The following is a 25314-nucleotide window of genomic DNA, read 5'->3' on the forward strand; positions in this document are numbered from 1 at the left end:
AGCCTGCAGTCTCGTGAGCGACTTCGACGACCTCATCCAGGCCAACCGCGCGTTCGCGGACACCTTCCACCTCGGCGGCTTCGACGGCAAGGCCCATGCCGGCGTCGCGCTGGTCACCTGCATGGACTCGCGCATCGACCCGCTGGGGATGCTCGGGCTCAAGCACGGGGACGCCAAGATCTTCCGCAACCCGGGCGGCCGGGTCACCCCGCAGGCGCTCGAGGCGCTCGTGCTCGGTGTGCACCTGCTCAACGTCCAGCGGATCCTCGTGGTCCCCCACACCCGCTGCGCGATGGCCTCGGCCACCGAGGCCGAGCTGCGGGTCCGGGTCGGCGAGTCGGCCGGCATGGATGCCAGCTGGCAGTCCTTCGACATGGTCACCGACCAGCTCGACCAGCTGCGCCAGGACGTCGCCAAGGTGCGTACGCACCCGCTCATCGGCGACCGCGCCGCGGTCGGTGGCTTCCTCTACGACGTCGACTCCGGGCTGCTCACCCAGCACGTCTGACGCTCAGGGCTGGGGCCGGGCGTCCGCGTCCTTCATCCGCGCGATGCGCTGGTCCCCCCGGTCGATCCGGTAGGCATCGAGCGTGCCGTGGCGCACGCCGAGCCGGATGATCCAGTAGAGCGCGAGCGCCGCGACGGCGTACATGAGCAGGAACACGATCAGCACTTCGGCACCCCCGATGTCGAACATGGCGTGAACCCTATCGACAGGACGCGTCACACGTGCGTCTTCACGCGTCCTACGCGTCGAGCGACTCCACGTCGACCTCGTAGGCGCCCTGCACGATGAACTCCTTGCGGGGCGCCACGTCGGAGCCCATCAGCAGGTCGAAGACCTTGCTGGCCTCGTCGACGTCGTCGATCGTCAGCTTGCGGAGCGTGCGGTGGCGCGGGTCCATCGTGGTCTCGGCCAGCTGGTCGGCGTCCATCTCGCCGAGGCCCTTGTAGCGCTGGACCGGCTCCTTCCAGCGGACGTTCTTCCTCTTCAGCTCGGCGAGCCGGCGCTGCAGCTCGGCGTCGGAGTAGGTGTAGATGTACTTGTCCATCCCCTTCTTGGGGTTCGACAGCTCGATGCGGTGCAGGGGCGGGACCGCGGAGTAGAGGCGGCCGTCGCGCACGAGCTCGGGCATGTACTTGAAGAACAGCGTCGCGAGCAGGCAGCGGATGTGGGCGCCGTCGGAGTCGGCGTCGGCCATCAGGATGATCCGCCCGTAGCGTGCCGCCTCGAGGTCGAACGTGCGGCCCGAGCCGGCACCGACGACCTGGATGATCGAGGCGCACTCGGTGTTCTTGAGCATGTCGCCGACGGTGGCCTTCTGGACGTTGAGGATCTTGCCGCGGATCGGCAGCAGTGCCTGGAACTCGCTGCTGCGGGCGGCCTTCGCGGTGCCCATGGCCGAGTCGCCCTCGACGATGAAGAGCTCGGTGCGATCGTTGTCGGAGCTGCGGCAGTCGAAGAGCTTCGACGGCAGCGCGGAGGACTCGAGGGCGGTCTTGCGACGCTGGTTCTCCTTGTGCTGCCGCGCCGCCAGCCGCGTCTTCGAGGCGCCCGCGACCTTCTCCATCAGCAGCTTGGCCTGAGCCTTCTCGGCGCGCTTGGTGGAGGTCAGGAAGCTCTTGAGCTCGGCGGCCACCACCTTGCGTACGACGCCACGCGCGGCCGGGGTGCCGAGGATCTCCTTGGTCTGGCCCTCGAACTGCGGCTCGGCCAGGCGCACCGTCACCACGGCCGTGAGGCCCTCGAGCACGTCGTCCTTGATCACGTCGGTGTCGGCGCTCTTGAGCACCTTCGCACCGCGCATCGCGTCGTTGAACGTCTTGGTCAGCGCGGCCTCGAACCCGCCGACGTGGGTGCCGCCCTTGGGGGTCGCGATCACGTTCACGAACGAGCGCACCTCGGTGTCGTACGCCGTGTCCCACCGCACCGCGACGTCGACGGTGAGCTCGCGCTCGACCTCCTGCGGCGTCATGTGCCCCTTCTCGTCGAGAAGCGGCACGGTCTCGGTGAAGGTGTCGGTGCCCTGGAGCCGCAGGATGTCGGTGACCGGCTCGCCGTGGGAGAGGAACTCCACGAACTCCGCGATGCCACCGTCGTGGCGGAACTTCTCCTCCACCATCTCCGAGGTGCGCTGGTCGCGGATGACGAGCTCGAGGCCCGGCACGATGTACGACGTCTGCCGGGCGCGACCGATGAGGCCGTCCATCTCGAAGCGGGCGTCCTTGGTGAAGATCTGGCGGTCCGGCCAGAACCGGATCCGGGTGCCGGTCTTGCCCTTGGCCACGCGCTTGCCCTTGCGGGTCAGCCCGGACTGCGGGGTGAACGAGGCCGACGGACCCTCGCCGTCGAAGACGCCGGGGACGCCGCGCTGGAACGACAGCCCCTGCTGGCTCGGCGAGCGGTCGACGTCGATGTCCATCCGCGCCGAGAGCGCGTTGACGACCGACAGGCCGACCCCGTGCAGACCGCCGGTGGCGACGTACGAGCCGCCGCCGAACTTGCCCCCGGCGTGCAGCTTGGTCGCCACGACCTCGACACCTGAGAGCCCGGTCTTGGGCTCCTTGTCGGTCGGGATGCCGCGACCGTCGTCGAAGACCTCGACGGAGCCGTCGTCGTGCATCGTCACCTCGACGCGATGGGCGACCCCGGCGAGCGCCTCGTCCACGCCGTTGTCGATGATCTCCCACAGGCAGTGCATCAGGCCGCGTGTGTCGGTCGAGCCGATGTACATGCCTGGCCGCTTGCGCACGGCGTCGAGGCCCTCGAGGACCAGGAGGTGCGCTGCGTTGTAGGTGTTGTCTGCGGGTGCCGCCACGGAGGTCCTGTCGTACGAGAAATCTGTCTGGAACGGGTGCTACGAACCACTCATGTGGATCACGACGACACTACCCGCGACACGCCGTGGGACGGCGGAGGCACGCTGCGCTCCGCCGGCACTCCCCCGGTCTACCGTGGGCCACGTCACGGGTGTCACCTTCGCAACGGCTCGTCCACGGTTGAGGGCAACGCCAGCGCTGCAGGGGTCACCGTGGTTGACTTGGGTCGTTCTCGAACTACACCGGCCAGCGGGGAATCTTTGTCCCACTGGCTACGTTGGGCCAGACACCGATGAACAGAAATGAGGCTGACGTGACCACTGCCACCGCACCCACCCAGGCCGTCCTCACGGCCGGTGACCGCTGCGACCGCTGCGGCGCCCAGGCCTACCTCCGTGTGGAGCTCCAGACCGGCGGCGAGCTGCTGTTCTGCGCCCACCACGCGCGTGAGCACGGCGAGAAGCTTCGCGAGGTCGCTGCGAGCGTGCACGACGAGACGCACAAGCTGGAGACGCCGGGCACCCCGGCTGCTGACAGCGACGCCTGAGCACCACTTCCACCGCTACTTCCAGATCGGCCCCGGACTCAGCTCTCCGGGGCCGATCTGCGTCTCCTCCCCGGTCGGCTCGTGACGGGCCGGCGCCCTCGTCTGCGAGCATGAGCGCCGTGAGCGCCCTCGAAGTCCTCGTCGCCCTCGCGATCGCCGTCGGCATCGCCGGGATCATCCTCCCGGTCCTGCCCGGCACGCTGCTGATCATGGGAGCCATCCTCGTCTGGGCCGTCCAGATCGGGACGACCGCGGGCTGGGTCGTCTTCGCGGTCTCGACGGCACTGCTGGCGGGCGGCACGGTCGTGAAGTACCTCGTGCCCGGACGGCGCCTCAAGGCGTCGGGGGTGCCCAACCGGACGCTCGTGGTCGGCGCCCTGCTGGCCTTCATCGGGTTCTTCGTGGTGCCCGTCATCGGCATGTTCATCGGGTTCGTCCTGGGCGTCTACCTCGCCGAGCGCGCCCGCCTCCCCCACGCCGAGGCCTGGCCCTCGACCGTCGGTGCCCTGAGGGCCGTCGGGGTGTCGATCCTGATCGAGCTCGTCGCCGCGTTCCTCGCCGCGGTGACGTGGGTCGTCGGTCTGTTCCTCACCTGATGGCGGTCCTGCTCTCGCTGGCTGCCGCACTGGCCTACGGGCTCTCGGACTTCGTCGGCGGGCTCGCCTCGCGTCGTACGTCGGCGTGGCCGGTCGCGTTCGTCGGGGCCGCCACCGCGCTGGTCGGCTCGGTCCTGCTGACCGTGGTCACCGACGGCTCTCCCGCGCGCACCGACCTGTGGTGGGGAGCCCTCGCGGGTGTCGGGACCGGCACGGGCGGCGCGTTCCTCTACCGCGGTCTCGCCGCCGGTCGGATGGGTGTGGTGGCACCCATCTCGGCCGTCGGAGCGGCCCTGCTCCCGGTCTGCGTCGGCGTCGCGACCGGCGAGCGGCCCGCCCTGCTGGTCTGGCTCGGGATCGCCGCAGCGGTCCCGGGGATCTGGTTGGTCAGCCGCGAGCCGGGCGGTGCGGGCGACCTCGCCGCCGGCATCGTCGACGGCGTGCTGGCCGGACTGGGGTTCGGACTGCTCTTCGCGGCGATGGGCCAGGTGCCGGCATCCGCCGGTCTCGCCCCCCTCGCGGTCGCGCAGGCCGTGGGCACCGTGTGCGTCGCCGTGACCGCGACCCTCCTGGGTGGGGCGTGGGTGCCCCGGCACCGCTCGGAGGCCTGGGGCGTCCTGGCCGGGGCGCTGGCCATCGGCGCCACCGTCGCGTTCCTCCTCGCGACCCAGTCCGGGCTGCTCACGGTCGCATCGGTCGTGACCTCGCTCTATCCCGCACTCACCATCGGGCTCGCTGCCGTGGTGCTGCGCGAGCGCGTCCACGCCTCGCAGGGATGGGGGCTGGTGCTGTGCGGTGTCGCCGTCGCGCTCGTCGCGGCGGCGTGACCGGCCCGGGTCGTCCTCGACTCAGGCGGGGAGCCCCGACGCGATCGGCAGGCTCCACCGGTGTCGCTTCGGCGCCCAGTCCACGACCGGGCGCGAGCCGTCGGCCTGGTCACCCATCTTGACCGACACGCGCACGGAGGCCGGGCGTCCGAGGCAGTCACGACTGATCACCGCACGGAAGACGTCGTTGCCCCACTTCGGGCGCGCCGTGTAGTCACAGCGGACCACCTGGTCGATCGGGCGCCAGCCCCTCGCCCGGGTGAGCACGTAGTCGGTGCCGTCTCCGAGCCCGCTGCTCAGGACGTACTCGGCGCCCTTCCGGCTGCGGTCGGTGTCGATGAAGACCGACACCCCTGCCGCGCTGGAGCGCATCAGCTCCTCGAAGCGCACCTTGACCAGCAGGTTGTCGCCGCCGTGGTTGACCTCGAGCCCGGTGATGTCGGTCAGCGACGCGGTGGCGTCGGCCGGGTCGTCGATGCTGTAGAACTCCGCCTGCGCGGGAGCGGCGACCAGCGCGGCGAGCGCGAGGGCGGCACCGACGGAGGCTGCGGTCCGAGATCTCATGGCCCCGAGTCTGTCACTGCGCACCCCCTGTGCGTCCACCCACGCCCGGGGATGCTGGACCACTGCGGTGGCACCATGGCGCCATGACGGACGCCGGCGCGAGGTGGGTACGCCGCCCGGCCCGGGTCGCCGCGCTGCTCGCCGCGCTGCTCGTGGCGGTCGCCTGCACCACGACGCAGGGGCCCGCCGGTCGGCCCGCCCCGACGCCGACGTCCACGACGGCACCCGAGCTCCCGGCCACGACCGCGGAGCCGCGGCGCCCCGTCCGGATCGCGTTCGCGGGCGACATCCACTTCGAGGGCGTCCTCGCCGACCGCCTGCGCGATCCGAGGACCGCCCTGGCGACCGCCACCCGCGCACTCGCCGGCGCCGACCTCGCCGTGGCCAACCTCGAGACGTCGGTCGGCACCGGCGGCCGACCCGACCCCACCAAGCGCTTCACCTTCTCGGCCGGTCCCGAGGCGCTGACCGCGCTGGCAGCGGCGGGCATCGACGTCGCCACGATGGCCAACAACCACGCCCTCGACTTCGGCCGTGAGCGGCTGCCGAGCACCTTCCGCGCGATCGGGGCCGCTGCGGGCACCCAGCGGCCGCTCACCGTCATCGGCATCGGCCGCGACGCCGAGGCGGCCTTCCGTCCGTCCCTCACCGACGTCGACGGCACCGTCGTCGCCACGATCAGCGCCTCGCTCGCCGACCAGGACCCCACCGCCGACCCGACCGGCTCGTGGGCGGCGACCGACGATCGCGCCGGGATCGCCGACGCGCTCGACCCGACGCGCCTGCTCGCCGGCGTACGCCGTGCCGACCGCGACGCCGACGTCGCCGTGGCCTACCTCCACTGGGGCGTGCAGGGCGAGCGCTGCCCGAGCCCCGACCAGCGGTCGCTGGCCCGTCGCCTCGTCCGGGCAGGCGCCGACGTCGTGGTCGGGACGCACGCCCACCGGCTGCAGGGCGACGGACGGCTCGGCCAGGGCTACGTCGCCTACGGACTGGGAAACTTCGCCTGGTACTCCCCCGGCCCGACGGGCGTGCTCACCCTGACCGTCCGACCGCCCGACGAACGCCCCGGGAGGGCGCGTGTCACCCGGGCTCGCTGGTGGCCCGCCGCCATCGGCGCCGACGGGCTGGCGGCTCGTTCGACGGGCGAGGCAGCCGAGCGGTTCGCGGCCGAGCGGGAGGCGCTGCGGGCCTGTGCCGGGCTGCGCCGCTAGCTCGACCGTCGGCCTAGCCTGAGCCCCGCGGCGCGAGCCAGGCGATCACGGTCCGCCCCACCCGCTCGAGCTGGCCGGGCGACACCACGGCGGGGACGTCCTGCGCCGAGTGGTAGCCGGCGTAGGGCGTCGAGCCCAGCCGTGCGGCGGGCATGCCCGCCTTCACGAACGACCAGTGGTCGCTGCTCCTCTCGTCGGCCTCCGGCACCGTGGGCACGCCGACCCGACGAGCAGCCGCCAGCAGGTCCTGCTGCACGGGGTCGGACTCCGCCGCGGAGCCGACCGGGACGACCGTGCCGACCCCGACCCGGTCCAGCGACACCATTCCCCGCACCGCTCGACGCTCGGCCGGGGTGAGCGAGGCGACGTACTCCCGCGAGCCGAAGTGGTGCAGGTCGTCCCCAGGTCCCCGGGGCTCCTCCGCGCCGAACGCGACGAACACGACCGGCAGGCGCGTACGCCGGTCCGCGACCGCCTCGGCGACCGCCAGCACCACCCCCACGCCCGAGGCGTTGTCCTCGGCACCCGGAGCCTGCGAGACGGTGTCGAGGTGCGCGCCCACGACCAGGTGCGGCGCCGACGTGTCGAAGCCGGTGGGAGTGGCGACGAGGTTGGCCGAGCGGCCGGCGGCGAGCGGGGCCCCCTGCCACGACACGCCCGCGGGCACGTCGATGCGCTGGCGCGAGACGTCGTACCCCATCGCGGCGAAGCGGTCGGACACCCAGTCCGCGGCGCGCCGGAACGACGGTCCCGTGGCCTCGCGCGGGCCGATGCGCCCGGCGAGGTGCCGGACGGTGCGCACCGCGGTGGACCGGTCGAGGTCGCCGGGCGCGACCGGTTCGGAGCTCATCGACGGGCTCGGCCGGGAGGTGCTCCCCGGCGTGCCCTCCGTCGTCGGGGGCTGGCTGGTCGGCGTGAGGGACGGCGAGGAGGGAGCCGGCGCCGGGCGAGCGCTGTCGTCCGAGCAGGCGCCGAGTGCCAGGACGAGCGTCAGCATCGCCGGCGCCACAGCGACCCTGCCGGTGGTCGGCGGGGCGGGCAGCGGTCGGCGGCTCATGCGTCCAGATTGCCAGCCCTCGTCACCACGATCCTCCAGTGTTGGTTAGCCTTGCCTAACTCACAGTCCGGAAAGGGACGCTCACCATGACCAGCAGAATCCGATCCGCCGCGCTCGTCGCCGCCTCCCTGGCGCTCCCCCTCAGCGCGTGCGGGGGCTCCTCCGAGGCCGAGCCCGCCTCGGGCGCCGACGCCCCGAGCGGCCCGTGGTCGTTCACCGACGGCTCGGGCGAGGAGGTCACGCTCGACGAGACCCCCACCCGGATCATCGCCCACGCCGGCGCGGCCCGCGCGCTCATGTCGTTCGGGATCGAGCCGGTCGCGATCTACGCCGACGAGTCGGTCGACTCCGACCCGAACCTGCGCGACCTCGACCTCGACGGCATCGAGATCATCGGCGAGGAGTGGGGCAAGATCGACGTCGAGAAGGCCGCCTCCCTGCGCCCGGACCTCATCGTGGCCGACTGGTGGCCCGCCGAGGAGGCGCACTCCGGGGTCGAGAACGGCGTCGAGGCCACGAGCAAGAAGATCGCCGAGCTCGCCCCGATGGTCGGCGCGACCCAGGGCGAGTCGATCCTCGCTCTCGCCGAGGGCTACGAGGACCTCGCGAAGAGCCTCGGCGCGGACGTCGACGACGCCGAGATCGCCGCGGACAAGGAGCGCTTCGAGGAGGTGCGCGCCGAGTTCGAGGAGGTCGCCACCTCACGGGACGACCTGAGCGTCTACGCGATGTCGCCCTACGAGGACAAGGTCTACGTCGCCAACCCCGAGTTCGCCCCCGAGCTGCTCGACTTCATCGCCTGGGGGCTGGACCTCAAGGCGCCCGAGACTCCTGACCCGGACTTCCCCTACTGGGAGACGCTGAGCATGGAGAACGCCGACAAGTACCAGCCCGACCTGATCCTCTGGGACGACCGCGACGACCTCGACAACGTCGCCGAGCTCAACGCCGACTACGGCGAGCAGCAGCCGACCTGGTTCTCCATCAAGGCCGCCGAGGCAGGAGCCGTCGCGTCGTGGCCGGCGTTCTGGCTGCACACCTACGGCGACTACGCCGACCAGCTCGAGCAGCTGACGGAGGCGATCCGCGACGCCGACGGCACCGTTGGGGACTGAGTCCCGGCGACGGGCCCCGCTCCTGGCGGCGGGGCTCGTCGCGCTCCTCGCCCTGGTCGTCGCGCTGGCCTTCGTCAGCCTGACCCAGGGCTCGCGCGACATCGCGTTCGCCGACGCCATGCGCGCGCTGCTCACCCTGCAGGCAGGCGACACCATGGACGGCACCGTCACGCTCGAGCTCCGCGTGCCCCGGACCATCCTCGGGATCCTCGTCGGCGCCGCGCTCGGTCTGGCCGGTGCCGTGCTCCAGGGCGTCACCCGCAACCCGCTCGCCGACCCGGGCATCATGGGCATCAACGCCGGCGCGGCGCTGTTCGTGGTCGTCGCGATCGCCTGGCTCGGGATCACGCACGTGCAGGGCTACGTGTGGTTCGGCATGGCGGGCGCCCTGGTCGCCACCGTGATCGTCTACACGATCGCCTCGATGGGCCGGGAGGGCGCGACGCCGGTGAAGCTCGCACTCGCGGGTGTCGCGGTCACGGCGGGCTTCGCGTCGGTGACGAGCGCGGTCATGGTGACGCGCACCGACGTGCTCGACCAGATCCGCTTCTGGCAGGTCGGCTCGCTCGCCGGCCGCTACGAGCCGGTGGTGCTCGGCGTCGCGCCCTTCCTCCTGCTCGGCACGGTCGCCGCTCTCGCCTGCGGTCGCACGCTCAACGGGCTCGCGCTGGGCGAGGACACCGCGCGCGGGCTGGGCATCGACGTACGACGCGCGCGGTGGGCCACCTTCGCGGTCGTGACCGTGCTGGCCGGCGCCGCGACGGCCGCCTGCGGGCCGATCGTGTTCGTCGGCCTGGTGATCCCCCACGTCGCGCGCTTCGTCTGCGGGCCCGACTACCGGTGGATCCTCCCCTACTCGCTGGCGCTCGGCCCGGTCGTGCTGCTGCTGGCCGACGTCGTCGGCCGGCTGGTGGCGCGCCCCGGCGAGGTGCAGGTCGGGGTGCTGCTCTGCGTGCTCGGCGCACCCGCCTTCATCGCGGTCGTCCGCTGGGGAAGGCTGGCCGAGCTGTGACCACCCTCGACCAGCTCCGCGACGTACGCCGCTCGCGGCGCGTGCGCGCGACCGCGGTCACCCTCTCGCTGACGGGCCTCGCGCTCGGGTTGTTCGTCGTGACCCTCCTGGTCGGCAGCTTCCGGCTGAGCCTGGGCGAGGTGTTCGGCTCGGTCACGCACCTGGTCGACGACCCGGCGGTCGACTTCATCGTGCGCGACCTGCGCCTGCCGGTGGCCGTGTCCGCCCTGTGCGTGGGCGCGGCCCTCGGCGCCTCGGGGACGATCTTCCAGCAGCTGCTGCGCAACCCGCTGGCGTCCCCCGACTTCGTCGGCGTCTCGGCCGGCGCCTCGGTGGCTGCCGTGGCGGGCATCGTGCTCTGGGGCACCACCAGCCTCGTCACCTGCTTCCTGGCCCTGGGCGGGGCGATCGTCGGTTCGCTGCTGATGTACGTCCTCGCCTGGCGCGACGGCATCAGCGGCTATCGCTTCATCCTCATCGGGATCGGTGTGGCCGCCACCTTCGAGGGCATCACGGGCTACCTCCTCACCCGCGCCACCGTCTTCGACGCCCGCGAGGCCATCCACTGGCTGACCGGCACCGTCGGGCGAGCGGACGACGCCCAGCAGTACGCGCTCGCGGCGTCGCTCGTCGTGCTGCTCCCCCTGGCCGTCCTGCTCCAGCGCCAGCTGCGGCTGCTCGAGCTCGGCGACGACACCGCCCGCGGGCTCGGCGGTCGCACCGAGCTGGCCAAGGTCGGACTCATCAGCCTCGCCGTGCTGCTGATCGCGCTCGCCACGGCGGTGGCCGGGCCGATCGCCTTCGTCGCCCTGGTGGCGGGCCCGTTGGCCCAGCGGCTGCTCGGCCCCGCAGCCGGCGGGATCCTCCCCGCTGCCCTCGTGGGCGCCGCGCTGCTCCTGGGCGCCGACCTGGTCGCGACCCAGCTCCTGCCGGTGGCGCTGCCCACCGGTGTCGTCACCGGTGCCCTCGGGGCGCCGTACCTCGTGTGGCTCCTCGCCACCGCCAACCGGGAAGGGCAGGGCGGATGACCAAGCTCGCCGCACAGGGGCTCACGCTGGGCTACGACGACCGGGTCGTCGTCGACCGGCTCGACGTCGAGATCCTCGAGGGCAAGGTGACCACGGTCGTCGGCGCCAACGCGTGCGGCAAGTCGACGCTGCTGCGCGGCCTCGCCCGGCTGCTCCGGCCACGCTCCGGCGTGGTGCTCCTCGACGACCGGCCGCTCGACGACCTCTCCACGCTCGAGGTCGCCCGGGTGCTCGGCGTGCTGCCGCAGACACCCGTCGCGCCGGACGGCATCACCGTCGGCGACCTCGTCGGGCGTGGCCGGCACCCGCACCAGGGCTGGTTCCGGCGCTGGACGGAGGAGGACGAGGCCGCGGTGGCCGACGCCCTCGACGCGACCGGCTCGCAGGACCTCGTCGGCCGGCCCCTGCGCGAGCTCTCCGGCGGGCAGCGCCAGCGGGTGTGGGTCGCCATGGCCCTGGCCCAGCAGACCGAAGTGCTCCTGCTCGACGAGCCGACGACCTACCTCGACCTCAACCACCAGGTCGAGCTGCTGCGCCTGCTGCGCGACCTCAACGCCCGCAGCGGCAAGACCATCGTCGTCGTGCTCCACGAGCTCAACCTGGCCGCGCGCTTCTCCGACCACATGATCGCCATGTCGGACGGACGCATCGTCGCCCAGGGCGCGCCGGGCGACGTGGTGACCGCCGAGCTGGTGGAGGAGGTCTTCGGCCTGCGGAGCATGGTGGTGCCCGACCCGGTGGCCGGCACCCCGCTCGTCGTCCCGCTCTGACAGCCCGAGACCCCCTCGACGACCGCTCAGCGCAGCCGGGAGGTGAGGTAGGCACGCAGCATCCGCTCCACCTCGCGGAGCGTCGCGCCGCGCGCCGGGTCGCCGACCGGGTGGCGGGCCAGGGTGTGGCGGACGGTCTCGATGCAGAGGTCCACGACCGCGTGCAGCTCCCCCTCGCCGGTGCCGACGCCCGCCCCGCGCAGCGCCTGGGCGAAGAGTCCGATCAGGTGCTCGCGCACCGCGTGGGCCGGTGAGTCGCCGCGTTCGGGTGCGGCCTCCTCGGTCAGCCGGTAGTAGCCCGGGTGCAGCACCTGGAGCTCCGCGGCGCGGCGCACCAGCTCCCCCAGCACCGTCTCGAGGTCCGCCACCGACGACACCTCGGCCACAGCGTCGGCGTACGCCGGGGTGACCGCCTCGAGGTAGCGGACCGCGAGAGCGTCGGCGATGGCCGCCTTGTCGTCGAAGAACCGGTAGAGCGCCCCCACCGACAGCCCGGCCCGCGCCGCGATGCGGGTGGTGCTGGCGCCGGCGAGGCCGCGCTCACCGATCTCCTGGTCGGCCGCCTCGAGGATCCGCTCGACCGTCTCCTGCGACCGCACCTGCTGGGGGCCACGCCGGGTGGACGTGGTCACTGCACCTGCACGTCGCCCGCCGACGTACGCGTGCACGACAGCCTGGCTGCCGCGCCGAGCCACGCCCCGGAGAGGCAGCGGCCGAGGACCTGGTGGCCCGCCGTGTTGGGGTGCCACGACTCCTGGCAGGTCTGGTAGTAGTCCGAGCAGGTGTCGGTGACGCGCTTGATGTCGAGCTTGTCGTAGGGACCGAAGCTCTCCACGTGGGTGCCGCTGGGGCCGTCCATCACGCGCAGCGGGGTGGCCAGCGCGTTGCCCGGACTGCCGGCGTTCTCGCACAGCCGCGCGCCGTCGAAGGCGTGCTGGACGTTGAGGTAGGTGATGTCCGCGTCCGGGCGCTCGGCCTGCAGCGTCGAGGCGACGCCGGAGACCAGTCCACCGAGGTTCTCGCTGAACCGGTGCGCCGGGGCCAGCGAGGCGACGTGGGTCGGGCAGCCGGCGGCGTACCTCTCGTCGACGAGCGGACGGTACTTGTCGCGGGTGTCGCTGCGACCGTTCTCGCTGAGGTAGTCCTCGGCGAACGTGTCGGGCAACGGGTTCGTGTAGTCCTGCAGGACGACGCGGTGCTCGCCGTCGGGGTCGATCTCGTCGAGCACGTCGAGCACCTGGCGCACCGCGGCGGTGGTCTCGGCCTGAGCGGCCTCGAGCTGGGCGGCCGAGGCGAAGTCACCGTCGGCGCACGGGCGCTCGTTGAGCTCGGCGCCGGTGACCCAGTTGATGAAGTGGATCCACACCTCCCACCACCCGGTGTAGCCGTCGGCGACGAACCGTCCGGCGCACTCCGCGGCGACCCCGCCGAAGGTGAACTGGCTGTTGTTGGATCCGAGACCCAGCAGGACGAGGTCGATGTCGCCGGTCTGCGCGACCGTGCGCAGCTGGTCGATCTGGGCGGCGACCGTGCGCCCCGCGGGACGCGCGCTGGAGGCCTGCGCCATGTCGGCGGGCTGGGCGCCCGAGCACGCGAGGTTCACCCGCTGGGAGATCCCGGGCAGGTCGGCGACCTGGATCGAGGCGCTGGCCGATCGGTGGCAGAAGTAGGGGTTGCTGTTGTCGGCGTCCCAGCCCGGGAAGTCACGCGACACCCCGTCCTGGTCCGTCACGGCGACGTAGCCGCCGGCCCCCTCACCGCTGATGAAGCTGTCGCCCATCGCCACGGCCGTCGGCGGCAGCGGATCGGCCTGCGCCGGTGGTGCCAGGGTCAGGGCCGCCGCAGCGGCCGTCGTGAGCAGCAGCGCGCTGGCGAGTGCCACCGGCGTGCGCAGGGGTCGTCCGAGCATGTGAGCCTCCCGAGAAGGAAACGCGAAAGTGGATTCGCGTTTCGATCCTGCTCCCGGGCGGCGACGACGTCAAGGGCCCGAGGCACGAGAGGGTCACGAGTGGATGTCGGTGATCCTCGAGCGGAACACCCGGTGGAAGGTCAGCGCGGCGGAGCGGCGCTCGGCCGCACCACTGATCCGCCCGGTGCGGAGGTAGTCGGTGAAGCCCGGGATCTCGTCGGCCTCCTCCACGCTCGTCGAGCGGAAGCCCATCGCCCAGCCGGCGAAGATCCGCTCCGCGATGTCGTCGCGCCGGACGATGAACACCCCGCCGTGGCGCGAGTCCTCGAGCACCCGGTCCATGACCCGGTCGACCGCGTCCGAGGGACCCTCCAGCGTCTGGATGAAGTTGCCCCCGGCATAGAGCAGCATCCCGGTGATGTCGATGGCCTCGTTGGTCGCCCGCGCCCGCCTGAGCAGCGCGCGCAGCTCCGCGTCCGGCCACGGCTCGACGGCCGAGCTGAGGTAGGTGAGCGAGACGAGTCCGCCGCGCGAGGTGTCGTCGGACTCGGGGGCGGGCGCGGTCACGAGGCGAGGTTACGGCTGGCTCGCCCACGCCCTGGCCACAGCAGCCCCTCCGGCCCCGTACGCCTCCCGTACGCACGAACCACCCGGCGCCGTGTGGCGACCGGGTGGCTCGTGGTGCTGGTGCGCGGGTTGCGCGGGACCTCAGTCCAGGTAGTCGCGCAGGACCTGAGAGCGGCTCGGGTGACGCAGCTTCGACATCGTCTTCGACTCGATCTGGCGGATCCGCTCGCGGGTCACGCCGTAGACCTTGCCGATCTCGTCGAGGGTCTTCGGCTGACCGTCGGTCAGGCCGAAGCGCATCGAGACCACGCCCGCCTCGCGCTCCGACAGCGTGTCGAGGACCGCGTGCAGCTGCTCCTGCAGGAGGGTGAACGAGACCGCGTCGGCCGGGACGATCGCCTCGGAGTCCTCGATCAGGTCACCGAACTCGGAGTCGCCGTCCTCGCCGAGAGGCGTGTGGAGCGAGATGGGCTCGCGACCGTACTTCTGGACCTCGATGACCTTCTCCGGGGTCATGTCGAGCTCCTTGGCCAGCTCCTCCGGGGTGGGCTCGCGGCCCAGGTCCTGGAGCATCTGGCGCTGGACGCGGGCGAGCTTGTTGATGACCTCGACCATGTGCACCGGGATGCGGATGGTGCGGGCCTGGTCGGCCATGGCGCGGGTGATCGCCTGACGGATCCACCAGGTGGCGTAGGTCGAGAACTTGTAGCCCTTGGTGTAGTCGAACTTCTCGACCGCGCGGATCAGCCCGAGGTTGCCCTCCTGGATCAGGTCGAGGAACAGCATGCCGCGACCGGTGTAGCGCTTGGCCAGCGAGACGACGAGTCGGAGGTTGGCCTCGAGGAGGTGGTTCTTGGCGCGACGGCCGTCCTCCGAGATCCACTCGTACTCCTCGAGCATCTTCGGGCTGATCCGTCCGCCCTTGGCCAGCTTCTCCTCGGAGAAGAGGCCCGCCTCGATCCGCTTGGCGAGCTCGACCTCCATCTCGGCGTTGAGCAGCGGGACCTTGCCGATCTGCTTGAGGTAGTCCTTGACCGGGTCGGCGGTGGCGCCCGCCACCATGACCTGCTGCTCGGGCTCGTCGGTCTCGTCGGCCGCGGAGACGGTGAAGGCCTGCTTCTCGTCCTCCTTGATCGTCGGGTCCTTGGCGACGTCCTTCTCGAACTCGGCGTCGGGGATGTCGGGCAGGATCTTCTTGCCGTCGGGGCCGACGATCGGCGCGGCGACCTCACCGAGGTCGACGACCTCGTCGTCGCCGCCGGCGCTCGCGCTGCTCGCCTTCTTCGCGGTGGCCTTCTTCGCGGCCGCCTTCTTGGCAGGAGGCTCGGCCGTGGTGGCCGCGGCCTTCTTGGCCGGGGCCTTCTTGGCGGCAGCCGACGTGGCGGTGCGCTTGCTGGTCGCGGCGACCGCACGCAGGCTCGCGGCGTCGACGTGCACCGAGATGCCGAGGCCGCTCAGGTGCACGAGGAGGGCCTTGAGGTGCCTCGGCTCGACGCCGGCCTCGTCACTGGCCCGTCGTACGTCCTCGGGGGACACGGTGCCGGTGGGTGCGCCATGGGCGACCAGGGTGGCGATGGAGGGGTGCGTCAGCACCTCTGCTGGGAGCAACTTCCGTGCGTGTGAAGACACGAACACCTCTCGTCGAACTACATCGGGGCGCGGCGAGGCCCGGTGACGTCAAGAGCCGCGTGGTCATTCTGCCACGGTGTCCCACACGCCCGTCACCCGGTGCGCGAACTACCGCGTCTCGGCGACGTGGAGCGCCGTCGCGAGCTAGGGAGCCGGCGGTGCCGACGCCTTCGCCGCGGCCTTCTTCTGCTTCTTGAAGTCGCGCACCTTCTGCAGCGACTCGGCGTCGACCACGTCGGCGACGGAGCGGTGGCCGTCGAGGGCGTAGTCGCCCACCACGGCCTCCCAGCCCTCGGGGCGTACGTCGAGCTGCTTGGCCAGCAGCGCCACGAAGATCTGGGCCTTCTGCTTGCCGAAGCCCGGCAGCGCCATCACCCGCTTGAGCAGGTCCTTGCCGTCGGCAGCCTCGGTCCACAGGCGCGAGGCGTCTCCGCCGTAGGTGTCCTCGACGATCTTCGCGATCTCCTGGAGTCGCGCCGCCATCGAGCCGGGGAACCGGTGGATCGCCGGAGGCGTGGATGCCATGGCGGCGAACTCCTCGGGATCGGCGCCGGCGATCGCCTCGGGCTCGAAGGTGCCGAACCGGTCCAGCACCTTGGCAGGACCACGGAACGCGTGCTCCATCGGATACTGCTGGTCGAGCATCATGCCGGCCAGCAGGGCGAAGGAGGAGTCGTCGAGAACCTTGTCGGCGGCCGCGTCGCCGGTGATCTGGAAGCCCATGCGGCCATCTTGCCGCAGACGGGCGCGACGACCTACGGACAGGGCGGGCGTGGAGCCCCTACTGGGCCTTGACCGCGAGCACCGGGCAGGGAGCGTCGAGGAGGACGCGCTGGGCGTTGCTGCCGAGGATCAGCTTGCCGACCGGCGAGCGGCGTCGCAGGCCGATCACGAGGAGCTCGGCGTTGTTGGCCTCGGCGATGCTGATCAGGTCCTCCGCGGGCTCGAAGCCGCGCACCAGCTGGCGGATGTCGTGCTCCACCCCGGACTCCTCGAGCGTGCTCTTGATCGTCTCGAGCTCACCCTCCGCGGCGCGGGCGGCGGAGCCGTCGAACTCCTGGCCACCCCGGTGCGAGTTGACCACCACGAGCTTGCTGCCACGCAGCTTCGCCTCGTTGATGCCAGCGGCGAGGGCGGCCTCGCCCTCGGGCTTGGGGACGTATCCGACGACGACGGTGCCCATGGTGTCTCCTCTCGAGCCACGGGCGCTCTGCCGTGGTCCTGCTGGCACCGTAACGGATGCCGCGGTCGTTGGGCAGCCTGTGGAGAGGCGCGTGGGACGGCCGTCGCTGCGGCAGGCTGCCACGGTGGCCGTTCCTCCCTCGATCTCCGCGGCACACCCGGCGTGCCTGCAGGCTCCGATCGACCGGCACACCCACGTCGTCCTGCGGGCCGCAGTCCTCGAGCTCGTCGAGACCGAGCGCGGCCGGACGTTCCCGGTCGTGCTGCACGCCGGTGTGCCGGGACGCAGCGTCCGGCACCGCGACGACCCGTCGTACGACGTGGGCCTCCGCGCGGACGTCGTGGTCGCGATGCTCCGGAGGGCGGCGGTGCTCACGCAACGTCCGCGCCTGTGGCTGACCCGGCCCGGTGAGCTGAGCCCGCACGACGCCGACCTGCGGTGGCTCGGCCCGGCCCGGTGGGCGAGCTCGGCACTGGGATCGCCGACGGGCCTCGTCGTGGTCACCCGCCGCGGCTGGTTCGACCCGGTCAGCGACGTACGACGGGAGTGGCGCCGGCTGCGACCCCGGACCGACTAGGCCCGGGCGTCCGCTCGGGCCTCAGTCCCAGAGGTGCACCGGCTCGTTGCTGTGCATCCGGTCGCGATAGTCGAGCAGGGTGGCCCGCAGCGCGTCGTAGCGGTCCCCTCCCCCACGCTCGCGCACCCGCTCGACGAACCACGCGGCACCGCTGGTCTCGGACAGGCAGCGCTGCTCGATGATCCCGAGGTAGCGATCGCTCTCCTCACCGGGCACGCCCCACGCGTCGAGCCCGGCGCGAGCCATCGGCAGCAGCCGGCGCAGCACCAGCTCGGTCGCGCGCACCTGGCCGATGCCGGGCCAGTAGACCTGTGCGTCGACGCCCATCTGCGCAGCGACGTGGAAGTTCTCCTCGGCCGCGGAGAACGACATCTGCGACCACAGCGGCCGCTCGCTCTCGGCGAGGTAGCGAACCAGTCCGAACCACAGGGCGGCGTTGGCGATGGTGTCGGCGACGGTGGGCCCTGCGGCGAGCAGCCGGTTCTCGACCCGCAGGTGCGGCACTCCCTGGGAGATGTCGTAGACCGGACGGTTCCAGCGGTAGACCGTGCCGTTGTGCAACCGCAGCTCCGGCAGCGTCGGCGTGCCACCGGACTCGAGCACCTCCAGCGGGTCCTCCTCGTCGGTGACCGGCAGGAGCGCCGGGAAGTAGCGGACGTTCTCCTCGAACAGGTCGAACACCGAGGTGATCCACCGCTCGCCGAACCACACCCGAGGCCGCACCCCCTGCGCCTTCAGCTCCTCACTGCGGGTGTCGGTGGCCTGCTCGAAGAGCGGGATCCGGGTCTCGCGCCACAGCTCCTTGCCGAGCAGGAACGGGGAGTTCGCCGAGACCGCGACCTGGATGCCGGCGATCGCCTGGGCGGCGTTCCAGTAGTTGGCGAACTGGTCGGGCGATGTCTGCACGTGGAACTGCGTGCTGGTGCACGCGGCCTCGGGCACGATCGAGTCGGCGGTCGTGGTGAGCCGCTCGCGCCCGGAGATGCTGATCGTGATGTCCTCGCCGCGCGCGGCGAGGATCTGCTCCGAGAGCAGCTTGTAGCGGGGGTTCGAGCTCAGCGAGGCGAGCGTCATGTGCCCCTCGGCGAGCGTCGGCAGGATGCCGATCATCACCTGGTGCGCGCCGACCTTGGCAGCCTTCTCCTCGGCGTCGTTGAGCGAGCGGCGCAGGCTGTCCTCGAACGTCGAGAGGCCTCCTTCGCGAAGCTTCGCCGGCGCGAGGTTGATCTCGATGTTGAACTGGCCCAGCTCGGTCTGGAAGTCGGGGTCGGCGATCGCCTCCAGCACCTCGGCGTTCTTGAGGGCGGGGTCACCGGCGTCGTCGATGAGGTTGAGCTCCATCTCGAGGCCGGTCATCGGGTCGTCGGTGTCGAACGCCGCCTCGCGCAGCATCCGCGCGAACACGTCGAGGTTGCGACGCACCTTCTCGCGGTGACGCGTCCGGTCGGCCCGGCTGAACTCCTGCTGCTCGACCTCTTCACCCATGACGGCACCCTAGCCACGGCGCGGCCCCGCGCACACCGCCCCGAGGGGGCAACTCGGCCACCGGTCGCGAGCGCGCTCAGGCCGCCGGGTCGCCACTCGCAGCCAGGCGCGGCCGCAGCAGCTCCCACTGGTCGGGCGACGTGGCCGTGTCGAGCAGCTGGTCCACCAGGGCGGCCAGCGAGTGCGACGGCTCGGCGTCCCGGCACCGATCCACGGCACACCAGGCGAGCGCACCGTCGCCGAGCAACCAGGCACAGAACGCCAGCACGGCCGCGGGACCGGCGACGTGCGGCGAGGGCAGGCGGCGCACGGCGTCGGACCAGAGGTCGACCGCGCGCCTCGCCTGGGGGCGGGCGAGCCACACCCATGCCTCGTCGCGCGACGCGCCGGAGCGGACCGCGAGTGCCACGGAGGCGAGCTCGGCGGCGGAGAAGGAGGTGCCGAGCTCGACGTGTCGGCGCACGAGGGCCGCCAGCGCCCCGGCCGGGAGCAGCCGGGCGTCCCCGAGGTGCGGCGCGGTGGCGGCGATCGCCTCCCGGTCCGGAGCGATCGTCGCCCGCAGGTCCTCGCGACTGGCGTGGGTGACGCGACCGTCGAGCACGGACTGCGCGGTGAACCGGTGCTCGTCGAGGGTGAACCGCACCCCGCGGTAGGCGGCGAGCGGCGCTCCGGGCAGCACGGCGAACCAGTGGGAGTCGTGCACGCGCAGCAGCTCGTGCACGAGGATCCCGGCGGACGTGAGCTCCTCGTGGATCGCCCACGCGGCCTCGTCGGCGACCGTGGTGTCGTCGTCGTAGACCACCACGATCACCTCGGCGACCCGGTGCCGCCGGGCCGGGCGCAGCAACGCCTCGACCACGTCGTCGACGTCGTCGGGGTCGTGGGGCAGGTCGACGCGGGCGTGCAGCCCGCCTGCGCCGATGCTGACCATCACGACCGACCGCTCGGGCACGAAGCCCAGCGCCAGCGGCACGAAGGCGGCGATGTCGTCGGGCGTCCTCGCCCGCATGAGGGTCGGGGTGGCCGGGCCGTCGAGCGGCGGGTCGGGTGTCAGGTCGGGTGTCAGGTCGGTGGGTTCCATGCCGGGGACGCTTCCCGCGGGCACCCACGGCGTACGCCTCACACCTCCGGAGCCTGTGGAGGAGCGCCGCGAGGACGGGTCTGTGGACGACTGGTGGCCCACGATCGGCCTGACGGGCCTGAGAGGATGGCACGGTGCGCACCACCGCGTCGATCCTGCACCTGGACCTGGACGCCTTCTTCGCCGCCGTCGAGCAGCGCGACAAGCCGTCCCTGCGGGGCAAGCCGGTCATCGTCGGCGGCACGGGTGGTCGCGGGGTGGTGTCGACAGCGTCCTACGAGGCCAGGCGGTACGGCGTCGGCTCGGCGATGTCGGGGCGCGAGGCGCGGGCCCGCTGCCCGCACGCCGCGTTCCTGAGCGGGCGGTTCCACGCCTATCGCGACACGAGCCGCAAGGTCATGCAGGTGCTGCGTGACCTCTCGCCCCTGGTGGAGCCGCTGTCGCTCGACGAGGCGTTCGTCGACCTCACCGCCGCCGGCCTCCCCGACCTCGAGGTGGCGACGGTGACCGCGGCGGGCGAGGAGCTGCGGCGGCGCGTCCAGGAGGTCACCGGGGGCCTGACCGCGACCGTCGGCATCGCCTCCTCGAAGTTCCTCGCCAAGGTCGCGAGCGAGCTGGAGAAGCCGGACGGCATGACGGTCGTACCCCCGGGCACCGAGCTCGAGCTCCTGCGACCGATGCGGGTCACCGTCATCCCCGGCGTCGGGCCCGCCACCACCGAGCGGCTGCGACGCGCCGGCATCCACACGATCGCCGAGCTCGAGCTCGTCCCTGAGGACGAGCTGGTGCGTCTCCTCGGCCAGGCCCACGGCCACGGCCTGTGGCAGCTCGCGCGGGCGCAGGACCCGCGCCCGGTCCTGGCCGAGCGGGAGACGAAGTCGATCAGCGCCGAGGGCACCTATGACACCGACCTCACCGACCGCCGGCTGATGGAGGGCCTGCTGACCCGTCAGGCGAAGGAGGTCGGCGCCCGGATGCGCAAGAGCGGCTACTCCGGCCGCACGGTGACCATCAAGGTGCGGCTCTACGACTTCACCACCCTCAGCCGGTCCAGCACGCTGTCCAGCCCCACCGACGACGGCGGCACGATCGGGCGCATCGCGCGGTCCCTGCTCGCCGACCTCGACACCACCGGCGGCGTACGCCTGCTCGGCGTCGGCGTGTCCGGCCTCGCCGACTGGGTCCAGGAGGACTTGTTCGGCGAGACCGACGAGGAGGACGACGCCGAGGAGGTGACACTGCCCGAGCCGCCGCGGCGCGCGTGGCCGCCGGGCGCCGACGTCGTGCACGACGAGATGGGCGCGGGCTGGGTCTGGGGCTCCGGGTCGGGCGTGGTGACGGTCCGGTTCGAGACTGCCGACACGCCTCCGGGCCCGGTGCGCAGCTTCAAGGTCGACGACCCGGCCCTGCGCCGGTTCGAGCCGCCCGCGGAGGACTGAGCCTCACATCGTCCGCAGGGCGACCTCGTCGCCGGGCCGCAGCTGGGCGCACAGGTCGAGGTCGTCGTCCAGCAGCAGGGCGACGACCGGATACCCGCCCGTGGTCGGGTGGTCGGCGAGGAACACCACCGGCTGCCCCGACGGCGGCAGCTGCACGCCGCCGAGGACGAGGCCCTCGCTGGGCAGCTCGCCACCGCGACGCTCGACCCGCGGACCGTCCAGGCGGAGCCCGACCCGGTCGCTGTCCGCGCCAACGACGTACGTCGCACCGTCGAGGGCCTGCCAGGAGCCCTCTCCCAACCAGTCGGCCCGAGGCCCCCGCACCAGCCGTAGCTCGCGCGCCCGAGGTCGTACGACGATCGCGGGCGGGGGCTCGGGCAGGTCCGACGGGCTGGGCGGCGAGCCGACGGCCAGGAGGTGACCCGCCGCGAGTCGAGCAGGACCCACCCAGGCGAGGGTGTCGGTGGACCGCGAGCCGAGAACCGGTTCGACGTCGATCCCGCCGGAGAGTGCGACGTAGGAGCGGACGCCGGAGGTCGCAGCGCCGACGCTCACCTCGGCCCCGGCGGGCACCGTGACGGCGGCGCCGTGGTCGACCGTGCGCCGGTCGACGCGCACCGGGCACGGGGCACCGGTCACGGCCAGGGTGACGGCACGACGGGTCCGCAGCACGATTCCTCCGAGCGTCGTCTCGATGACGGCGTCGTCGACCGCGCCGCCGACGAGCCGGCGCGCCAGCGCGGCCGCCCCCCGGTCGAGCGCCCCGGCCCGCGGCACCCCGAGGTGGGCCCAGCCGGTGCGGCCGAGGTCTTGCAGCGTCGACAGCGGCCCCGGGTCGACCACCTCGACGGCCGCCCGGTTCACCCGGCCTCCTCGAACCTCACCCGCGTGCCCGGAGCGAGCAGCGCGGGCGGGTCCCGGTCGGCGTCCCACAGGACGGCGTCCGTCGAGCCGATCACCAGCCAGCCACCCGGCGAGGCGCTGGGGTAGATGCCGCACCAGGTGTCGGCGAGGGCCACCGAGCCGCGCGCCACGCGGGCGCGCGGCGTGGCGAGGCGCGGCACGGCCCGCTCGGCGGGCAGGCCGGAGAGGTAGGAGAAGCCCGGAGCGAATCCGCTGAAGACCGCGGTGAGCTCGAGCGAGGTGTGGACGCGCACGACGTCCTCGACGGTGCAGCGCCAGTGCTGCGCCACGGCTGCGAGGTCGGGTCCGTCGTAGGTCACCGGCACCGTCACCGCAGGGCCGGGCTCACTCACAGCACCGCGCGTCCAGCCCGCGAGCGCCGCCTCGAGGCCCGGCAGGTCCACACCGTCGAAGAGCACCGTCGTGGCGGCGGGCACGATCTCCTCTGCCGAGATCCCCGTGCGGCGAGCCCAGTCGGCCAGGGACGCGGCGGCGGGGCCGTCCTCGACCTCGACCAGGCACGCCCGCGTGCCGACGGGAACGAGGCGCGGCACGACCATGGGCACGACCCTAGGACGCGCGCTCGTCGCGCGCCGTCCACCGGGACGTGGTTGCGGACACCGGCCGGTCTTGGCAGGCTCGAGGGCGCACATGGATGAGGGGCTCCCGATGGTATGAGCATCAGGAGCCCCTCACGTGTGATCGGCATCGTGACGTCCGATCCACCGCACCGTCTTCCCAGTCCCCACCGACCCCGTCACCGGGCCTGCGCGGCGAGCAAGTCGCCGAGTGGGACTGTTCGTCCGATCCGATCGCCGGTCCCGCCGAAGCGGTCCCGGTAGGAGAGTTCTATGTGGCGTGGGTCACCCTCCGCAAGAGGGTGACGCGGTCAACTTCCCGACCCACAGGGTTACCCACAGAAGTCGTCCACTGCTCCACAGGAACGAGCGTCTCGTCCACAGGGTCGCGTCGTCATGGCGACGTCCAGCAGCTGGTAAGCCCGACTCCGGCCGCCTCGAGGGTGCGGCGGACGGCGCGGGCGGCATCCACCGCACCCGGGGAGTCTCCGTGCACGCACACCGAGTCGACCTCCCGCGCCAGCGCGACCGCCCGTGCGGCGATCACCTCCGGGTCGGTCACCAACGCGCCCGGCCGGTCGCGCGGCAGCAACCCCCCGTCGTCGGAGTAGCCGCGGTCGGGGAACCCCTCCAGGCGGACTCCGCGCCCGCGCTCGCGTGCGTGCCTCAGCAGCAGCGAGCCCGGCATCCCCAGCACCGGCAGGTCGCCCGACCCGTCCAGCACCGCGAGCGCCTGCTCGCCGTCGCTCGCCACCCGGTGGTAGAGCGCACCGTGCGGCTTCAGGTAGGCCACCGCCCCGCCCTCCGACGCGGCGATCGTGGCGAGCACGCCGACCTGCTGGGCCACCTGGTCACGCAGCACGTCGGGCCGGACGTCGCGGGCCACCCGCCCGAAGTTCTCCCGGTCGTCGTAGGACACCTGGGCGCCGACGCTCACCCCGCGGCGTACGGCCTCGGCGCAGGCCGTCCGCATCACGTCCTCGTTGCCTGCGTGGAAGCCGCACGCGACGTTGGCGCTGGTGACCACCTCGAGGAGGCCGACGTCGTCGGTGACCTCCTCCCCCAGGTCGGCGTTCAGGTCCACCGTGGACAGGACGACGGTCTCGGGCGTTCCGCGCATGGGACCAGTGTCGTGGGGAACCCCCTGAGAAGTCCCTGAGAGTTCCTGAATCGTGCAACTCCCGGGACGACTGGGTCGTCAGTGGAGGTGAAGGCACCGAACGGCGAAGCGGGAACACCGCATCGAGCACTGGTGTTGGACAAGGTGTGCGGCACGGGGTGGTCGCACGAGACGTTGGAGGATCACATGAGCACTGCACAGGCCAAGCGCACCACCACTACGCGTGAGATCGAGGGCCGCGACAGCGTCGGGCTCTACCTGGACGAGATCGCCCGCACACCCCTGCTCGACGCCGAGACCGAGGTCGAGCTGTCCAAGACCATCGAGGCGGGGCTGCTGGCCCGCCACCTGCTCGAGACCGGCCGCGTCGGTCGCCGCAAGGGCGGCGCCCCGATGAGCGCCAACGAGGCCGAGCTCGAGTGGCTCGCCGAGCAGGGCGACCTCGCGGTCGACCGGTTCATCGAGGCCAACCTGCGCCTCGTGGTGTCCATCGCCCGCAAGTACGGCCGCTCGCAGATGCCGATGCTGGACCTGATCCAGGAGGGCAACACCGGCCTGATCCGAGCGGTCGAGAAGTTCGACTACACCAAGGGCTACAAGTTCTCGACCTACGCCACCTGGTGGGTCCGGCAGGCCATCACGCGCGGCATCGCCCAGCAGGCCCGCGTCGTCCGGCTTCCCGTCCACGTCGTCGAGGAGCTCAACCAGGTCGGGAGCGCCCGCCGCACGCTCGAGCGCCAGCTCGGCCGCGACCCGGAGCCGCAGGAGATCGCCACCGAGCTCGGCATGGACATCGACCGTGTCCTCGACCTGATGAGCTGGGGTCGTGACCACGTGTCCCTCGACACCCCGGTCGACGAGGACGGCGACACCTCGCTCGGTGACCTGATGGCCCAGGAGACCGCGCCCGGTCCCGACCTCAACGTCCTCGACGCCGAGGCACGCCAGCGGCTCGAGGACCTCGTCGGGATCCTCGACGACCGGTCGGCCGACATCGTCCGGGCCCGCTACGGCCTGGCCGACGGACGCCAGCACAAGCTCGCCGACATCGGCGCCAAGCACGGCATCTCCGCCGAGCGCGTGCGCCAGCTCGAGCGGGAGGCGCTGCAGAAGCTGCGCCGCGCCGGCGACCCCGACCTCGCCGCCTGAGCGACGTACCTCCGCAGCCGCTGGGACCCGACAGGGCCCAGCGGCTGCGTCATGTCCGGCGGTCGGCGGAGCAGCCACCTCCCATGACGCCCGCCACCAGCGTCATGGGACGCGGTCGGCGGGACGGCCGATCCCCATGACGTC

The 25314-nt window shown here is 72.3% G+C and carries 27 protein-coding genes; 12 read left to right on the forward strand and 15 right to left on the reverse strand.

All coding sequences use genetic code 11. The annotated features are described in order from the left end of the window. The first annotated feature begins 13 nt into the window (after positions 1-13). On the forward strand, positions 14-508 hold the full coding sequence (locus IEZ25_RS08080; protein WP_191198901.1) for a beta-class carbonic anhydrase: 495 nt from the start codon (positions 14-16) through the stop codon (positions 506-508). A 3-nt stretch (positions 509-511) separates the two neighbouring features. Here the strand turns inward: IEZ25_RS08080 and IEZ25_RS08085 are convergent, their stop codons facing one another. Both IEZ25_RS08085 and IEZ25_RS08090 read right to left on the reverse strand, forming a co-directional pair. Continuing rightward, entirely contained in the window at positions 512-697 is a 186-nt protein-coding gene (locus IEZ25_RS08085; protein ID WP_191198902.1) for a hypothetical protein, read from the reverse strand. Between the two features lie 49 nt (positions 698-746). Further along, positions 747-2819 carry a DNA gyrase/topoisomerase IV subunit B gene (locus tag IEZ25_RS08090; protein ID WP_191198903.1) on the reverse strand — a complete coding sequence of 691 codons (2073 nt, stop codon included), beginning with the start codon at positions 2817-2819 and terminating at the stop codon, positions 747-749. 293 nt (positions 2820-3112) lie between these two features. Between IEZ25_RS08090 and IEZ25_RS08095 the strand changes: the two genes are divergently transcribed. The 3 genes from IEZ25_RS08095 (at position 3113) to IEZ25_RS08105 (ending at position 4790) form a co-directional block, all read left to right on the forward strand. Next, on the forward strand, positions 3113-3367 hold the full coding sequence (locus IEZ25_RS08095) for a DUF7455 domain-containing protein (protein ID WP_224748670.1): 255 nt from the start codon (positions 3113-3115) through the stop codon (positions 3365-3367). A 110-nt stretch (positions 3368-3477) separates the two neighbouring features. Then, positions 3478-3963, forward strand: a complete 486-nt coding sequence (locus IEZ25_RS08100; RefSeq protein ID WP_191198905.1) for a DUF456 domain-containing protein — start codon at positions 3478-3480, stop codon at positions 3961-3963. Beyond that, on the forward strand, positions 3963-4790 hold the full coding sequence (locus tag IEZ25_RS08105) for an EamA family transporter (protein WP_191198906.1): 828 nt from the start codon (positions 3963-3965) through the stop codon (positions 4788-4790). Before IEZ25_RS08100 ends, IEZ25_RS08105 begins: the two co-directional genes overlap by 1 nt. 21 nt (positions 4791-4811) lie before the next feature. On the opposite strand, the gene IEZ25_RS08110 is transcribed toward IEZ25_RS08105, so the two are convergent. Further along, on the reverse strand, positions 4812-5354 hold the full coding sequence (locus tag IEZ25_RS08110) for a hypothetical protein (protein ID WP_191198907.1): 543 nt from the start codon (positions 5352-5354) through the stop codon (positions 4812-4814). An 83-nt stretch (positions 5355-5437) separates the two neighbouring features. On the opposite strand from IEZ25_RS08110, the gene IEZ25_RS08115 reads away from it, so the two are divergent. Further along, positions 5438-6568 (forward strand): CapA family protein, encoded by a 1131-nt coding sequence (locus IEZ25_RS08115; RefSeq protein ID WP_191198908.1) that lies wholly within the window; start codon positions 5438-5440, stop codon positions 6566-6568. Between the two features lie 13 nt (positions 6569-6581). Here IEZ25_RS08115 and IEZ25_RS08120 read toward each other — a convergent pair whose 3' ends face one another. After that, on the reverse strand, positions 6582-7625 hold the full coding sequence (locus IEZ25_RS08120; RefSeq protein WP_224748671.1) for a M28 family metallopeptidase: 1044 nt from the start codon (positions 7623-7625) through the stop codon (positions 6582-6584). Positions 7626-7711: 86 nt separating this feature from the next. Between IEZ25_RS08120 and IEZ25_RS08125 the strand changes: the two genes are divergently transcribed. Genes IEZ25_RS08125 through IEZ25_RS08140 form a run of 4 tightly spaced genes read left to right on the forward strand, consistent with a single transcriptional unit; the run spans position 7712 to position 11550 of the window. Next, complete coding sequence (locus IEZ25_RS08125; protein WP_191198909.1) at positions 7712-8740, forward strand: ABC transporter substrate-binding protein; 1029 nt, start codon at positions 7712-7714, stop codon at positions 8738-8740. Beyond that, entirely contained in the window at positions 8730-9752 is a 1023-nt protein-coding gene (locus IEZ25_RS08130) for a FecCD family ABC transporter permease (RefSeq protein WP_191198910.1), read from the forward strand. The genes IEZ25_RS08125 and IEZ25_RS08130 overlap by 11 nt, the downstream gene beginning before the upstream one ends. After that, a complete protein-coding gene (locus tag IEZ25_RS08135) occupies positions 9749-10780 on the forward strand; it encodes a FecCD family ABC transporter permease (protein ID WP_191198911.1) in 1032 nt (343 codons plus the stop codon). The genes IEZ25_RS08130 and IEZ25_RS08135 overlap by 4 nt, the downstream gene beginning before the upstream one ends. Further along, positions 10777-11550: an ABC transporter ATP-binding protein gene (locus IEZ25_RS08140; protein WP_191198912.1), complete on the forward strand. Its 774-nt coding sequence runs from the start codon at positions 10777-10779 to the stop codon at positions 11548-11550. The genes IEZ25_RS08135 and IEZ25_RS08140 overlap by 4 nt, the downstream gene beginning before the upstream one ends. Before the next feature lie 26 nt (positions 11551-11576). Here the strand turns inward: IEZ25_RS08140 and IEZ25_RS08145 are convergent, their stop codons facing one another. The 6 genes from IEZ25_RS08145 to IEZ25_RS08170 form a co-directional block, all read right to left on the reverse strand. Then, complete coding sequence (locus IEZ25_RS08145; RefSeq protein ID WP_191198913.1) at positions 11577-12182, reverse strand: TetR/AcrR family transcriptional regulator; 606 nt, start codon at positions 12180-12182, stop codon at positions 11577-11579. Next, positions 12179-13459 (reverse strand): SGNH/GDSL hydrolase family protein, encoded by a 1281-nt coding sequence (locus IEZ25_RS08150; RefSeq protein WP_191198914.1) that lies wholly within the window; start codon positions 13457-13459, stop codon positions 12179-12181. Before IEZ25_RS08150 ends, IEZ25_RS08145 begins: the two co-directional genes overlap by 4 nt. Before the next feature lie 93 nt (positions 13460-13552). Beyond that, a complete protein-coding gene (locus IEZ25_RS08155) occupies positions 13553-14026 on the reverse strand; it encodes a BLUF domain-containing protein (RefSeq protein ID WP_191198915.1) in 474 nt (157 codons plus the stop codon). 141 nt (positions 14027-14167) lie between these two features. After that, positions 14168-15634 carry an RNA polymerase sigma factor gene (locus tag IEZ25_RS08160; protein ID WP_224748672.1) on the reverse strand — a complete coding sequence of 489 codons (1467 nt, stop codon included), beginning with the start codon at positions 15632-15634 and terminating at the stop codon, positions 14168-14170. A gap of 165 nt (positions 15635-15799) precedes the next feature. Then, positions 15800-16378, reverse strand: a complete 579-nt coding sequence (locus IEZ25_RS08165; protein ID WP_191198917.1) for an HhH-GPD-type base excision DNA repair protein — start codon at positions 16376-16378, stop codon at positions 15800-15802. 58 nt (positions 16379-16436) lie between these two features. After that, positions 16437-16838, reverse strand: coding sequence for a universal stress protein (locus IEZ25_RS08170; protein ID WP_191198918.1), 402 nt, complete (start codon positions 16836-16838; stop codon positions 16437-16439). Between the two features lie 124 nt (positions 16839-16962). Between IEZ25_RS08170 and IEZ25_RS08175 the strand changes: the two genes are divergently transcribed. Continuing rightward, on the forward strand, positions 16963-17415 hold the full coding sequence (locus tag IEZ25_RS08175; RefSeq protein ID WP_318152109.1) for a hypothetical protein: 453 nt from the start codon (positions 16963-16965) through the stop codon (positions 17413-17415). A 21-nt stretch (positions 17416-17436) separates the two neighbouring features. Here the strand turns inward: IEZ25_RS08175 and IEZ25_RS08180 are convergent, their stop codons facing one another. Together IEZ25_RS08180 and IEZ25_RS08185 are read right to left on the reverse strand one after the other, a co-directional pair. Then, positions 17437-18900 (reverse strand): glutamate--cysteine ligase family protein, encoded by a 1464-nt coding sequence (locus tag IEZ25_RS08180; RefSeq protein ID WP_191198919.1) that lies wholly within the window; start codon positions 18898-18900, stop codon positions 17437-17439. Positions 18901-18976: 76 nt separating this feature from the next. Further along, positions 18977-19981 carry a DUF4192 domain-containing protein gene (locus IEZ25_RS08185; protein ID WP_191198920.1) on the reverse strand — a complete coding sequence of 335 codons (1005 nt, stop codon included), beginning with the start codon at positions 19979-19981 and terminating at the stop codon, positions 18977-18979. A 134-nt stretch (positions 19982-20115) separates the two neighbouring features. Between IEZ25_RS08185 and IEZ25_RS08190 the strand changes: the two genes are divergently transcribed. After that, positions 20116-21420 carry a DNA polymerase IV gene (locus IEZ25_RS08190; RefSeq protein WP_191198921.1) on the forward strand — a complete coding sequence of 435 codons (1305 nt, stop codon included), beginning with the start codon at positions 20116-20118 and terminating at the stop codon, positions 21418-21420. A 3-nt stretch (positions 21421-21423) separates the two neighbouring features. On the opposite strand, the gene IEZ25_RS08195 is transcribed toward IEZ25_RS08190, so the two are convergent. From IEZ25_RS08195 to IEZ25_RS08205, 3 genes are all read right to left on the reverse strand, one after another. Further along, the gene (locus IEZ25_RS08195; protein WP_191198922.1) at positions 21424-22284 is read right to left on the reverse strand and encodes a 5-oxoprolinase subunit C family protein; all 861 of its coding nucleotides are present in this window, start codon (positions 22282-22284) and stop codon (positions 21424-21426) included. Next, positions 22281-22883: a 5-oxoprolinase subunit B family protein gene (locus IEZ25_RS08200; protein ID WP_191198923.1), complete on the reverse strand. Its 603-nt coding sequence runs from the start codon at positions 22881-22883 to the stop codon at positions 22281-22283. The genes IEZ25_RS08195 and IEZ25_RS08200 overlap by 4 nt, the downstream gene beginning before the upstream one ends. Positions 22884-23295: 412 nt before the next feature. Then, on the reverse strand, positions 23296-23994 hold the full coding sequence (locus IEZ25_RS08205; RefSeq protein ID WP_191199238.1) for a LamB/YcsF family protein: 699 nt from the start codon (positions 23992-23994) through the stop codon (positions 23296-23298). Between the two features lie 213 nt (positions 23995-24207). Between IEZ25_RS08205 and IEZ25_RS08210 the strand changes: the two genes are divergently transcribed. Further along, complete coding sequence (locus tag IEZ25_RS08210; RefSeq protein ID WP_191198924.1) at positions 24208-25170, forward strand: sigma-70 family RNA polymerase sigma factor; 963 nt, start codon at positions 24208-24210, stop codon at positions 25168-25170. Positions 25171-25314 lie beyond the last annotated feature (144 nt).

The organism is Nocardioides hwasunensis, assembly GCF_014779665.1.
In the GTDB taxonomy this organism is placed as follows: domain Bacteria; phylum Actinomycetota; class Actinomycetes; order Propionibacteriales; family Nocardioidaceae; genus Nocardioides; species Nocardioides hwasunensis.